Genomic DNA, 13,802 nt, shown 5'->3' with positions numbered 1-13,802 from the left:
TTTTGGTGCAAGCGTAATTCATGAGTAATGTAGCAATATTTTGCGCTTACCATATAAGGACAGCTAGGTGTGATTTAATGACCTCTTTTGAAAAATTTTTTAAATTTTTTCGGGTATGAAAAAAGCCCGCACAAAACATATAGTCTGTACGAGCCTTTAAAGCTAAAACATATTCAATTTTTAATAGTGTGCTATTAGGTGGGATTTGATTGCAAATAATTGTACTTAAAGCTTTCCATAACGCAAGCCCCCTTAAAGCACCGTATCAATGTTGGCATGGTTTTTCAAATTACTCTGAAAAATTATGAACTGTTCCTTTTGGAAATATAATTGTCAGTCTTGTATATTCTTTTTCCGTAGAAGCAATATCCAATTTCAATCCCAACCTATCGCATAATTTTTTAGATAGATACAGTCCCATACCTGTTGCATTTGCCTTGTTTCTGTTAGAACCAGTAAAGCCTTTTTCAAATACACGGGATAAATCAGACGTTTTTATTCCACAGCCATTATCTTCAATTACAAGCAGTATATTTGTTCCGTTGTCTTGACTGTATATCGTCAGTTTGTTTTCCTGCTTGTCAAAATACTTAATCGCATTTTGCACGATTTGAGATAGAATGAATGTCAGCCATTTTTCATCAGTATATACAACATTCTCTATGTCATGGATATTGATAATTACTTTCCTTTCCATAAGTGAATGACGAAATTTCAGAATGACATTATGTATCACTTCGTCTAACTGCAACTGTTTTACAAAATAGTCCTTTTCCGTATTTTCACTCCTTGCATAGTAGAGCATTTGTTCCACCAACTGAAATATCTTGTCTGTTTCTTTTTTTAACGTGTAATTTTTCGTATTATCGAACGTCAAAGACAATGCTCCTATCGGTATTTTAATTTCATGGGCGAAACTTTCCACATATTCTTGATAATCCTGCTTTTCCTCTGTGATTTTACCGATTTCATCATTCATAGATTTGCAGGCTTTTTTTAGTGCGTAGTAATAGGCTTCATTTTGAAATTCTTTTGGCTTTGGTAAAACATCTGCAATATAGTAGGTTTCTTCCAGTCCGTCTACTAAATCAATAATATGTTGCGAAGCCTTACGTTTCTTCCGATACAAACACCATTGAAAAAGCCCTTGTATGCTGATGAACAGAATTACCAGCAATACAACAAATAGCGTATCTACACCGTAGAAAATCAAGAGAAATGCTACTAAGGCAAGAAAGAAAAGCTGAAACAATATCTCTGTTATTTTTTCTTCTAAGAATGTAAAAAAGCTCACAGTTTCCAACCCTTTCCTCGTATATTTTCCAATAAATGAACAATACCGATTTCTTTCATTTTCTTTTTTAGACGGGTCATATTAACCAGTAATACATTTTCGTCTAAATAATATTTGTCGTTCCACAGCTTTTCCAATAGTTCTTCCTTACTGATAACTTTATCTTCGTTCATAAAGAAGTAGTATAAAATACGAAATTCATTTCTTGTCAATTCAATGCTTTTCTCTTGATACTTCAAAATAGATAAATGTAAATCAAGGGTACAATCTTTTTTAACAAGCTCACGGAAATTATTCGGGTTTGATAACTGCAATGCACGCTTGATCTTCTCAAGAAGAATAAGCGTGTCATACGGCTTTGTGATGAAGTCAATCCCACCCACTTGAATACTTTTCAATTCGTCAGCATTTGTATCTCTGCTTGTTACAAAGATAATCGGTACTGGCATGACTTGTTTTATTTTCCTGCATACTTCATAGCCATTCTCATACGGCAGGTTAATATCAAGCAGAACCAGTTCTATGGAATATTGCTTTAATTCATCTGTCAGGTTTCCAAAGTCAATCAATAAAACTGTTTCATATCCTTGTGTGTTCAATAATTTAGAAAGCTCCAAACGAGTGATTTCATCATCTTCGATAATTGCTATTCTCATTTCAACACCCCCTTGATTTACCATTATAATAATTTCACAGCAGGAGAGCTAGAAAAATCTAACTCTCCTCATTGATATTTCGTTTGAAACCGATATACGTTGCTATCCAGTAAATACTATAAATTAGGAAGAAGATAATTAAATTCAAGCCAAAGTACATTAGATAAAGGTGTTTATCTCCCAAAATTTGTTGATACACATTATTCAATGACGACATCATCACAAAAGAACATAATATTGCTGATATTGCAGGGACACAAAATAATATCAATAATTGTTTTCTGATTGTCTTAAATAGCGACTTATCATTTATTCCTAATCTTCGCAAGGTCAAGTAGCGATATTTGTATTTAGTAGAGTCGCTCAATGATTGAACTGCCAAAATTGTTCCTACTGCGGAAATCAAAATAAATGCAATGTACATAAACAGACTGGCTACTATTGCAACCATTGCTTTTTGTTGTTCTATTTCTGCACCTCTTACGTTTACTCTATACGACTCATCATTTATTTCTCCATTTTCATCAACCTTTACTAATTGATGTTGCATATCTTCTTTTATCTTATTTTCTAATTCTGCGTCTGTATCTTCTTTTGTATCTATAATCAAATGATTTTCTGATACTTCAAGTCCTTGAACATATTTATCTGGAAGTACAACAACAAATCTGCCAGTATTAGTTATAGAGTTCCAATAAGACTTAGTGTCATATCCTTTTAATTTCAAATTTTTATTTGCTACTGTTATGGTTTCAATATCTTTGTTATCTTCAACCTTATATGCAAACTTGCTATTTGTAACTATATAGTATTCGTTATCATTTAAAGAAAGCAACGGCATCTTTCTTAATTCCAGTAACCTATTATAATCACTTAACTTCAAGACTGGGTCAAAATCATAATATTCTGATTGGAAGAAATTTTGTACCTGATGATTCGGCTCTTTATAAATGTTGTACTCAATGGTATTAACAATCGTATATTCTTCTTCAATTACTCGAATATATTCATCAAATACCTGCTTATCATCAAAGAGTTGTACATCATATGGTGCATTTAAATTCACGCTGATATCATACGAAGCTTTGTTGATACTAGAATAATTCAGAGCCAGCAGTGAAGTTAAAATCAACATAGACAATGTACCAAATGTGAAGCTCATTGTTCTTGCTTTAGAAGCAAATGTTCTTGCTACAAACAGATTATCATTTTGATATTTCATTTTTTTATTCTTTAACAAAACAGTCAAGAACATATCTGCACAAGTTGTAGATATACCATAAATGCTGATAATCAACATGATTACGCTTACCATCAAATAAGTAAGTGTTTCTTGCTTATTAAAATTATCCATAGTACAACGTGAATTCCAGAGAAAAAGAGAAATCGCACCAAGAATAATACTTAAAACAAAAATGACATTTCTTTTTTTACTGTCACGGAACATTTTCTTTTCATTTTGTTTGTCAAAATAAAGAAAATCACGTATCGTCATTTTACTTATTCTTCTTAATAGATTAAGCAAAACCAAAACATAAATAGTTAAAAAATAAATTATCAATAGTCCAATAGAAACGAAATTCAAAGAAATAAAGAGAGTTTTTGGAATACCCAGTAAGTTTACAATTACTAACGACACAAACTGGCTGAATAAAAAGCCAATAGGAATAGCTAATACAAATGCTAAAATTCCCAACAGTATATTTTCAATTACAACTAAGTGGGCAATTTCTTTTTTCTTAATGCCAAGAAGCATATATGTTCCTAATTCTTTACTTCTTTTTTCAAACATAAATTTCGTTGTATAGTTGATCAAAAAGCATATCACAAAAATAATAAGAATATTTACAGCGAACAATGAATTCTTAAATGCATCCATACTGGAACATAACTTTACAATTTCATCAGAATTTGCCACCAAATTAAAAGCAAATATAAGAGAAAAGGATGCAGTAACGGTTATCAGATAAATCAAATAATCTTTAATATTTCTTTTTGTATTTCTATACGCTAACTTACCTAACATTTCCCACTTCACCTCCGAGCAAGGTTAATATATCCAGTATTTCATTGAAGAAATCTTTTCTGCTTTTTTCCCCTCTGAAAATTTCATTGAATATTTTACCGTCTTTCAAGAACAAAATACGTTCACAGAAAGACGCACTAAACGGGTCATGTGTTACCATTAAAATAGTAGCCTGCATTTTCTTGTTGATTTCAGACATTGTTTCCAGTAATAATCTGGAAGCTTTTGAGTCCAAAGCTCCCGTCGGTTCATCAGCTAAAATCAGTTTCGGTTCATTGATTAAGGCTCTAGCACAAGCACAACGCTGTTTTTGTCCGCCAGAAACTTCATAAGGAAATTTCGATAAAATATCACGAATACCCAATTTATCGGCGATAGAATGAACTCTTTTCTCAATATCAGTAGGGTTCTGTTTGTTGATAACCAATGATAAAGAAATGTTTTCTCCAATCGTTAAAGTATCTAAAAGGTTGAAATCTTGAAAAATGAACCCTAAATTTTCACGTCTGAAATCAGCAAAATCTTTATCCTTGATTTTGGTAATATCTTGATTATTGACTGTAATGTGTCCGCTGGTTACAGTATCAATCGTAGAGATACAGTTTAATAGGGTAGTCTTTCCAGAACCACTAGCTCCCATGATTGCGACAAATTCGCCCTTATCTACATACATAGAAATACCGTCTACTGCCTTTGTGATATTTCCAGAGTTACCCCCGTAGTATTTTTTTACTTGCTCTAAATTTAAAATGTGTTCCATTAAAAATCGCTCCTTTCTTCCTGCCACATTTATTTGTTTTGGAATACAATTAAATTATAGCAAGGGCAGTATTCAATTACACTTACAGTTTTGAAAGTAAACAGAGAGTAAAAGAGCCGTGATAATGCAGATCACAATTTTGTGAAGCATTTCCACGACCCTTTTATTATAATTTTGCCTTTGTCTTTTTCGTAATGATATAAATATATTCTTCTGGTGTAGGGCGTTTATTCCCAAAATACTTTTTGAAATTTGCCTGCACCTCTGGGTCGGTGCTATTCATAGCTTCATCAATCGTAGCTTCAATATCCGCCCGAACATCAGCCAATGATACACCGCCAGCTTTTGCACCAGCTTTCAATGCCTTTTTTATATCTCTTTTGTTCAGTCCTATCATATTCATACCTCAATTCTACTTTTTAAAGCTAATAAGTTTTCCATTGTATTTTACAATGATGAATATGATATAAAACACTCCTACAACAATCAAAATAAGACCTATGTAATAGCCTAATTCAGAATGAGAGATTAAATTGATAATCGGCATAACAAGAATACCAATACTAACCAGTAAAGTGCCTATTCCTATTTTTTTTGTAAACACCTTTTTATCTTTAGGGTCAAGTTGTGTATAATGATAACCATGTAATAAAGTAATATTCTCTTTTATACCTATTTGATAAGATGTAAAAAGTAAAAACAATCCTATAACTATTTCAACAATCAATTCCTCTAATTCCATAATCGTTCTCTCCTTTAATCAAAATAAAATAATTCTTCAAATTTTTTATCTAAAGCTATACAAAGCACTAATGCCAATTTTGCTGTTGGATTAAATTGTCCAGTCTCAATAGAACTAATTGTATTCCGAGAAACCCCGACTAGTTCAGCTAATTCTGTTTGTGATAATTTTTTTTCTTTTCGTACAGTTTTTAATCTGTTTCGCAAAATTAAATGTTCGTCCATTCTATAAATCTACCATTAAAAATTTATAAAAGTAATACCCCATAAATAGAAAAAAGAATAAAGCAATAACAAATTTGGATTTATTTTTTGAAATATGTGCTTCATAACCCATAGAGCCAAATGCCACAGACCCAATAATTGTCATTATGTCATAGTAAGGTTCTTTACAAACTGCTTTAATGAAAAGAATTAAAATGCAGATAAATAAAACAAACATTAAGCCAAAAGATTTCCCTTGAAGTTTAATATGTTTTTCGTATTCATCAAGATATAGATTCTCTTTTTTGTTTTGTGATAGTATTTTTTCTTTATCCATTATATAACGCTCCCTTCAAATAATACCAAGTACACTTGTCATTTATATTATAGCATTCGGTCATTACAAGTCAATATTTTTGCACAGTTTTCTTGTCGTTTTGTAAAAGCGTGCAAATCTGATAGGAAATGCACGCTATATCATTTATCCTACAATCTTCCAGTTACTATCCTTATGTAGCACAAGCTCATACTGCGATACCTGCGTCGCTTTTGTCTGATTATCAATGAATTTTACCGCAACCTTGACTTTCACATTGTCGCCGTCCTTTATAAAGATAGGGTTTACCAGTTCAGAATAAAGGTAGTCCCTGCCGATAGGTTCAATCACATTTCCCAATACATAGTAAGCAAGCTCTTTTTCCGTCGCTGTTGGGTACAGCTTAAAGAATGTTTCCAGAAAAGCGGTAGCGTCATTTACCGTATCAGCGTCCACGCTTGCGTCTGCTTCTGGTGTCTTAGGCTCATAGTCTGATTTTTCAACTGCTGGTGCAAGGGTAGGGTTTTGAACGATTACCATATCCCCGTCTGCGTCCACATAGACTTTTACAGTATAGGTTGCTTTCACATTGCTTGTCTGTTCTCCCTCTTTTATCTGCTGATCTACTTCGTAGGTAGCAGAAAAAGTGTCCGCTCCCGATTGCTCGATATGCCATACAATCACATCTGTAACCGTGGAGCTGGTCGGTATATCGGTTCTAATGGTGTCTACATTTAAGTCCTGCAATTCCTTTGTCAGATAACCGCTGATTGCCTGCGTCCTTGCTTCGATAGCTTCTTTGCTGTTATCCCATGTGTAATAGGACTTCGCAAAGTTTTTCACGAAATTTTCTATCCCGTTGGTGTCCTGCAAGCAAAGTTCAATGATTTCTTTTTCATGGGTGGTGTGCTGGTCGATAGCCGTAAAATTCTTATACACCCCAAAGCTCACGCTTGCGACAAGCACCACCCACAACGCAATCACGGTTTTCTTATGTGTGCCTACCTTGACAGTACGCACCTTTTTTTCTTTTGGTTCTTTGATAGTTTCTGTCTGTTTCTTATTCTTCTTAAACATATTTTTCAAGTCCTTTCTATTGTTTTACTCGTCCTGCACCGATTAAGTGCTGTTGCCAGTAACTACTACTTAGGTCTGCATATCCTATCGGGTCGCCTGCGTGGTACATCTGTGTCGGCGAAACAAGAATACCGACGTGTGTTACATACGAACCAGCGTTATAGGTGGAATGGAAAAACACCAAATCGCCTGCTTTTGCCTGCGAGAGTGGCAGATGTTGGGTTGCGTCATACTGTGCTTGTGCTGTTCTCGGTAAGGAGATACCAGCTTTTCCATAGCACCATTGCGTCAATCCCGAACAATCAAAGGAAGTATTCGGGTTACTGCCACCATACACATACTTCCAGCCTTGATATTTCAACGCTTCATTCATTACCTTTTGTGCCAGTTCTCCCGATACCTGCGGAACTGCTAAATACTGATTGACTACTTCCACATAGAACATATTTCCATAGCCATACCGCCAGCCCCCATTCTTAGCAACGGCTATCGGGTTGGTGTAGGTTACTTTCTTTCCACCCGATTTCTCACGGGCGAAGCTCTCTGCAAGATTAAAAGTGTGTTTTTTTCCTTTTCCTGCCACATATCCCACATAGCCACCGCCATAGTTATAAGACTGTATCGCTACATTCAAGTCGTCGATACCTTGATTTTTGCAGGAAGAAAGCAGGGACGCAAAATACTTACACCCCTGCTTGATTGAGCTTTCCGTATCTAAGGAATTAGGCGGTAAACCAAGACTTTCCGAACTCTGCATAACATCTTCTGCCGTACCGCCACTTTCTACTTGAATGATAGCAAGTAACACATTGACATACTCGGAGATACCGTTTTCTCTGGCGTATTTTTCTACCATAGGCTGATGTTTCAAGACTTCTGCGGATAGGTTCATACCCGTAATGCCAGAAGAAAAATTGCTGTTCTCGTCGTCGCTGTCCGCACTAATGAGGACGCCAAAGAAAAGCACCAGAGAAAAGAGGATAGGAAACAGACTGCCAATGATAGCGATATGTTTCAGTTTCATTTTTTCTTCTGTCCTTTCTTCGTTACAAGGTTACGGGTTTTCTCTATGGTCTGCTGGTTCTTCTGGACGCTCTGGGTCTGCTGAACCTTTATCCTGCGGTCTTTGGTGTCATTCTGGCGTGTTTCCTGCGATACCACTTTTTCTACATTCTGCCTATGTACTGTCTGTGTAGGCTGGGGTGCTTTCTTATCAGAAGCACCAGAAGATAACGGACGCTCTTTGATAACATTTGTCTTGACTGGCTCACTTGCTTTCGGAGTTGGAGCTGTGGCTGGGCGTTTGACTTCCTGCATTTTTTCAACACTCGGCTTTGGAATGGTTGAAGCTGTGACTGGTCGCTCATGGGGACGGGTAGCTCCCGTTGTCGCTGATCCGTCAGCCTTTCGCTGTACCTGCCTTGCTTCTTGTGCCTTTTGAAGCTCCATACGTTTGTCAGCGATATTTTTCTTACGCTGTTCCTGCTTTTCCAAGCGTCCCGTCTGTCTGGACTGCTGTTCCTGCACCATGCCACGCTTGAAGTCGGACACGCTGGACTTTGCCTTTTCCTTTGCGGAATACACCGCATAAGCGGTCTGTGTCGGCATATCCTTGATATTCTCTTTGACAGCGTTTGCCTTGTCTTTCACTTTATTTTTCGTATCTAAAACAGCACCGACTTTTGAACCTGCACGCTGTCCCATGCTGGAAGTGGTATTGCCCCGATTTTCTTTAGAAGCCGTATTTTTTCTTTCGGCTCTCTTGCCAGCAACGGCACTTCCAGCCACCGCACCAGCTACACCGCCCGAAATACCGCCAGCACTTACCGCCCTTGCAATACGGTGTTCCATACGCCTAGCCCGATGTCGCATAAACAGATACGGTCTGCGGAATATGCGTCGTCCCATGCTTTGACTGTCGCCAGCATTAAGTGAGAACATACTCATTAAGTCGCCCAGCTTCATGTAGATACCAGCGAAACATACTATCTGCAAGAACGCCACCATAAAGAATGGGTAGTCTGTGGAAATGTTGTAAAACATACTGGAAATACTAAATGCCACCGTTACAATGAGCGTTATTCCTGCCCGTGTCATTATGGTATTAAATACTCTCACGATTGCCTGCTTTGCCATGCTTTCATAGCTCGGTATCATGGAAAGTAAAAAACTGATAGGTAAAAACATTGCAAAGATAATAAAAAGTATCTGGCTGAACAACATCATGCCCGTAAGCAAGAATACAAATATCGTGATACCCAAGTTAAAGAACAAGAGGAAGAACACCATACCCAAACGGTTCACGACCTGCGGTATTGTCAGATTGTTATTGTCGTTGTCCTCGATTTCTGTTTTCACGACTTCCTCTCTGGTTTTCCCGTCCTCGTCCTCTGGACTTGCCGATACGAGAGCTTCTACACGGTCTGTCCCGATTTCTTCTGCGTTGCTGTTCCCGAATTGAAGCAAGAGCCACGGCTGTTCCACTTGAATAGAAAATAGGCTGTCCCGTATCAAGTCCACGCTGTCCTTACCCTCGCTGTCGGAGTTAGGGAGCATGATTTTTGTTCCCAAATCCAAAGAAGCGGTACTGATGTCTGATGAAAATTCATTTATCTTCTTGATATAGTCGGGAGCATAAGCAATAAATGAAGCGGACAGCACGAACACCACCACAAAGTTGATAACAGCGTGAAGTGCTTTGCTGGTTTCCCGTTTTATCAGTCCCGTATAAGCAACGTACATTCCCACCACTAAGATAATGAGAAGCAGGAAACCAACATAGAAGCCCGTAGAAGAAAAGCCGTTCTCGGTAACGCCTGCAAGGGTCTGTATGCTCTTTCCGATACTGTCTGCCATATCATTGATGAAGTCCAGCTTATAGGCTTCCTGCACCACATAGCCCGTTGCATTACTCAAATACAAACTGATAGTCCAGACAAAGTTGGTAATGCAGTACAGCCCGTATTGTACCGATTTTCCGATACCGTCGAGCCAGTTCCACGGAAGCCACGACCAGCTATTATCGACGAAAAAATCAAGCTGGTAGTTGGAAAGGGGATATTTTGAATAAAGATTTTCTGCGTTTATGGTATCGTCTACAAGCCCCGTCGCATGAGCCACCGTCCCCAAAAGTGAAAGCAGGATAAGGGAGAGTGCCACCACGAACAGAGCCATTTTGAGAAAGTGGAAAATCTTCTTTTTTGTGAACACACCTTTTATCCTTTCTTTCATCACTCCACCTCATTTCTCTGTACGGGCGGTCTGGTATCAAAGGCGTGTAGCAGTTCTTCAAAGACTGGGTGTATCTGCACCACACCGACACGCCCGTATAAGTCCTGCAATAAGCATTGTCCGTTCTCCAAATCACGCAAGCGTTTCTGGTTGTTCTCATCGTCCTTGTCGATACCGAAAAACTCTAAGGTCTGCTTTATCTCGTTTATATCCGTGCTTCTAAATGCAAACTTTAAGCCGATATTGTTTTTCAGACTTTCCTTTGACACGTCATAGGCAGACTGGGTAACGAAATAAACGCCTGCCTGCATAGCTCGCCCAGCACGAACCAGCTTATTTGATAAGGTTTCTCCTTGTGCCACATTTAAGAACGCCCACGCTTCGTCTAAATCGACAATCTTAAAAATGCTTCTGTCCGAATGGATAAAATCAAGGGCAAAGGTACTAATCACAATCAGCATAGACACAGACAACAATTCAATGGTCGTGTATTCTTCAAAAGTGGTATCTTTATCTGGCAGTACAAGGTCGGCTACTTGAATGATATTGAGCTGATTATCCAGACTGATAGCATTTTCTACCGTACCGTCTGAAAACAGCAGGTGTGCAAAGTCGTAGTCCGTGAAGCTGTCGATATGGTCTGCGATATTTCTTGATATGGGCGTATCTTCACGGCGTAGCTCGTCTATCACATGGAGCAAGCCCCGACTGTCGCTCTGGGTAACGGAGCGTACTGCCTTACGAAGTACGGGGAATTTTTCGCCGTCCCTTGAAGAAATACCCGTAAGGAATGTTAAGATGTCGATTGCCAGACTTTCAGCGTCTTTTACATTCTTCATAATCACAAACGGGTCAAGAAGCCCTGCATTGTCCTTATCGCTGGTAAGATTTACGATATTGATTTCATGTGCAATCTCTGGGAGCGTTTCTTTCCAGTTACCACGCTCACTTTTAGGGTCTAACAGAAGTGCTTGACCGCCAAACAGCACCGCATAATATACCAGAAGATTGTTACAGAACGATTTCCCACCGCCAAGCGAACCGACAAAAGCAGACGCTAAAGCGTTGGTAACTGTACCTTTTACACCTTGACTGGCAAGGGACGGTTGCAGGTACACATTTCTTCCCGTATCAACAGAATAGCCCATATAGATACCCGTAGTTTCTCCTAACTGCTGTGTCGCACCAAAGCCAAGCCCAGCTAAAAAATCTGATTTTACATACTGCACATAGTCATTGATATATCGCTTGCTGGCTGGTAAAAATTCAGAATGAAGCCCCAGCATATCCCCAGCAGGACGCACCAGCTTTACATTGAGGTCGTCGTAAAAGTCCTTGACTTCATCACAACGGCGTTTCAGCTCGTCAAGATCGGGTGCAGACACCCGTATGACGTAGCTTAACTTATACATACTTTCTTTTGTCTGGTCTAAATCAGTTTCCAGCTCGTCCACGCTGTCTAAAGCGTCCACCACATTTGAGCTGGTTTCACTTCCTGCTTGATAGGCGTGATTATCAAGGTCTTTCAGTTCCTTTTTCTTGTTGCGGACGGTCGTTAATGCTTTCCGATTTTCCACGATTTCTACATTCATGCTCGTATCAACGGGGAATGTGAATTGCTGTTGCTGGAAATAGAAGATTTCAGACGACGGAAAATCAAGCTCTCCTACAATCGCATTGACGGTAAAATAGGACACATAGCTTTCCTTGTCCTCATGTTCCAATCGTAAATACCGCTGGCTTTCCTCAATCACACACCTTGTCGGACGGATAAGGTCGTAGTATTTTATCAGCGTCTCTTTGTTCAATTTTTTCTTTGGTAGCTGGTACTCATAATCTTCATAAGCGATACCGTCCCTGCCGTAAAGATGTTCTATGAGATACCCGAAGTCGTTTGTTTCCAAGCGTCGCACCTTGAAACGACGGGATATTTTGTTTTCCAGTAACTTTTCCATTTTCATGTAGCGGTTGATTTCATCATTCGGCATGGAAACAAAATCATTCATCAGCGTGTGGTTCACTTCATGGAGAAATTCCGTGAACGTCAGCCATGCCGATTTTTTAATATTCTTCAGATTGAGTTGTTCTTCTGTAACCATGAGCTTAAAGCCAAGAAAAAAGCGGTAGTCCACTTGATTGTCCCCAATCATAGATACTAACGCTTCGGTCTGTTCGTCTATTTTCTGGACTGCCACCTCACGAAGTTTCCCCGTTACCAGTTTCTTTGACTGCTCCTGCATACTGCGGATTGAGCTTTCCGTGGCAATCTGCAACGCATGAATTTTACCCTCACGGGACTGTGCGATAAGCTGGCGAAAGCTGTCATGCACAATAAATTTCTGCTCTGCGGATAAGAAAGAATAGTTGTACGGTATCAGCTCATAGTAAGCGAATACCTCATTGTCCTTGTTCCAGACAAGGTTGTTGTCAATATATTTTATCGGGAACATCGTTCACACTCCTTACTGCCGTGATTGTTTCATTCAAGGTCTGCTTATGCAGTTTTACGGCTTTTCCTGCATAAGTGATTTTCGGTCGCAGGGCATAGGTTATCTGTGATTTCAAAAAGCTGTACGGCTTCTTTCCGTCAAAGGTTTTCTGCGACATAAACCAAGTGAGAGCAACGGGAATACCGAAATATTTGAGAAATGCTCCCTCAATCATGGAAAGTGGGGGAATATCCCCAAACAGAATGATGATAAATTCCGTAATCACAAACCATGTAATCTGTGTAAAGGTAACGGGAAAGGGTAAGTTAAAGTCATTGATTGCATACAAGACTTTTTCCACGTTCCAGATACCCGTATAAGATTTAATCTTTTTCAAGTTCTTTCAGCTCCTTTCAAAATAGAAAAGGACAGCCATTTTCAGACTGTCCCTTAAAAGAGAAATACGCTGTCAGTAGCAACAATGCTTGTCGCTGATCTTCCAGCGTTAGTATGGTATCTCGCACATACCTCGGCTTGTTTCAATAAAGCAACCGCCCATATCCAAATCTCGCCCGTAGGCTTCATAGTCAATGTAGTTCTGTAAGCTGGGTGGAATATCCCCAAGTGCCTGCAATTCGTCTATGTAGTAATAGGCAACATCTGTCATGGTTTCACAGTCGGGATAATAATAAATGTCGTCCTTGTGTTCCACGACTTCTTCCAGCGTCCCGTAGTGGCTGATAAATTCGTCCAGACATTCTACGATATAGTCGGGAAGTTCCTCTATCATTTCATACATAGAGTTCAGTTCTTCAATGGAAACATACTCACCAATCGCAATCGGGAAGTTGTCGGTATCATGGATAGCGTATTCCTCATACTGTTCATTCAAGCCGATTTTTTCTTTTACATCTTCCTCGTCAATAGGAAATGTGAACCATGCTCCGACTAAATAGCCCTCATTGTATTTGCCAAGATTTGCAATATAAACCGCCATATCATCAATCATAAGCACCACGTATAATCCAATTATCTTAGATGGTAATTGGATTTTTCCTTTCTCCCAGT

14 protein-coding genes are annotated in these 13,802 nt (G+C 38.7%); all 14 read right to left on the bottom strand.

Going from position 1 to position 13,802, the window contains the following annotated elements; translation table 11 throughout:
• Positions 1-289: 289 nt before the first annotated feature.
• The 14 genes from DXD92_RS18225 to DXD92_RS18155 all read right to left on the bottom strand — a co-directional run bounded on the left by DXD92_RS18225 (position 290) and on the right by DXD92_RS18155 (position 13,743).
• On the bottom strand, positions 290-1,294 hold the full coding sequence (locus DXD92_RS18225) for a sensor histidine kinase (protein WP_007286197.1): 1,005 nt from the start codon (positions 1,292-1,294) through the stop codon (positions 290-292).
• Positions 1,291-1,950 (bottom strand): response regulator transcription factor, encoded by a 660-nt coding sequence (locus DXD92_RS18220; RefSeq protein WP_015517518.1) that lies wholly within the window; start codon positions 1,948-1,950, stop codon positions 1,291-1,293. The genes DXD92_RS18225 and DXD92_RS18220 overlap by 4 nt, the downstream gene beginning before the upstream one ends.
• Before the next feature lie 58 nt (positions 1,951-2,008).
• The gene (locus tag DXD92_RS18215; protein WP_007286199.1) at positions 2,009-3,976 is read right to left on the bottom strand and encodes an ABC transporter permease; all 1,968 of its coding nucleotides are present in this window, start codon (positions 3,974-3,976) and stop codon (positions 2,009-2,011) included.
• Positions 3,966-4,736, bottom strand: a complete 771-nt coding sequence (locus tag DXD92_RS18210; protein WP_118641307.1) for an ABC transporter ATP-binding protein — start codon at positions 4,734-4,736, stop codon at positions 3,966-3,968. The genes DXD92_RS18215 and DXD92_RS18210 overlap by 11 nt, the downstream gene beginning before the upstream one ends.
• A 166-nt stretch (positions 4,737-4,902) precedes the next feature.
• Positions 4,903-5,133, bottom strand: a complete 231-nt coding sequence (locus DXD92_RS18200) for a hypothetical protein (RefSeq protein ID WP_003060191.1) — start codon at positions 5,131-5,133, stop codon at positions 4,903-4,905.
• Positions 5,134-5,148: 15 nt separating this feature from the next.
• A complete protein-coding gene (locus DXD92_RS18195; protein ID WP_003061243.1) occupies positions 5,149-5,478 on the bottom strand; it encodes a DUF3784 domain-containing protein in 330 nt (109 codons plus the stop codon).
• 14 nt (positions 5,479-5,492) lie between these two features.
• Positions 5,493-5,702 (bottom strand): helix-turn-helix transcriptional regulator, encoded by a 210-nt coding sequence (locus DXD92_RS18190; protein ID WP_005342572.1) that lies wholly within the window; start codon positions 5,700-5,702, stop codon positions 5,493-5,495.
• A 1-nt stretch (position 5,703) separates the two neighbouring features.
• Positions 5,704-6,018, bottom strand: coding sequence for a DUF6442 family protein (locus DXD92_RS18185; protein WP_118641305.1), 315 nt, complete (start codon positions 6,016-6,018; stop codon positions 5,704-5,706).
• Positions 6,019-6,162: 144 nt separating this feature from the next.
• Positions 6,163-7,074, bottom strand: coding sequence for a conjugal transfer protein (locus DXD92_RS18180; protein ID WP_003062215.1), 912 nt, complete (start codon positions 7,072-7,074; stop codon positions 6,163-6,165).
• Between the two features lie 16 nt (positions 7,075-7,090).
• Entirely contained in the window at positions 7,091-8,098 is a 1,008-nt protein-coding gene (locus DXD92_RS18175; RefSeq protein ID WP_003059774.1) for a bifunctional lytic transglycosylase/C40 family peptidase, read from the bottom strand.
• Positions 8,095-10,305: a CD3337/EF1877 family mobilome membrane protein gene (locus DXD92_RS18170; RefSeq protein ID WP_003060083.1), complete on the bottom strand. Its 2,211-nt coding sequence runs from the start codon at positions 10,303-10,305 to the stop codon at positions 8,095-8,097. The genes DXD92_RS18175 and DXD92_RS18170 overlap by 4 nt, the downstream gene beginning before the upstream one ends.
• Positions 10,305-12,755: an ATP-binding protein gene (locus tag DXD92_RS18165; protein WP_118641303.1), complete on the bottom strand. Its 2,451-nt coding sequence runs from the start codon at positions 12,753-12,755 to the stop codon at positions 10,305-10,307. Before DXD92_RS18165 ends, DXD92_RS18170 begins: the two co-directional genes overlap by 1 nt.
• Positions 12,733-13,131: a conjugal transfer protein gene (locus DXD92_RS18160; protein ID WP_003865505.1), complete on the bottom strand. Its 399-nt coding sequence runs from the start codon at positions 13,129-13,131 to the stop codon at positions 12,733-12,735. Before DXD92_RS18160 ends, DXD92_RS18165 begins: the two co-directional genes overlap by 23 nt.
• A gap of 108 nt (positions 13,132-13,239) precedes the next feature.
• Positions 13,240-13,743 (bottom strand): antirestriction protein ArdA, encoded by a 504-nt coding sequence (locus tag DXD92_RS18155; RefSeq protein WP_003417623.1) that lies wholly within the window; start codon positions 13,741-13,743, stop codon positions 13,240-13,242.
• Between the last annotated feature and the right edge of the window lie 59 nt (positions 13,744-13,802).

Origin of the sequence: Blautia sp. TM10-2 (assembly GCF_003480845.1) — a bacterium.
Classification (GTDB): Bacteria; Bacillota; Clostridia; order Lachnospirales; family Lachnospiraceae; genus Fusicatenibacter; species Fusicatenibacter saccharivorans.
Note: the sequence above shows the minus strand (reverse complement) of the source record. Positions and strands in the feature narration are given on the sequence as shown.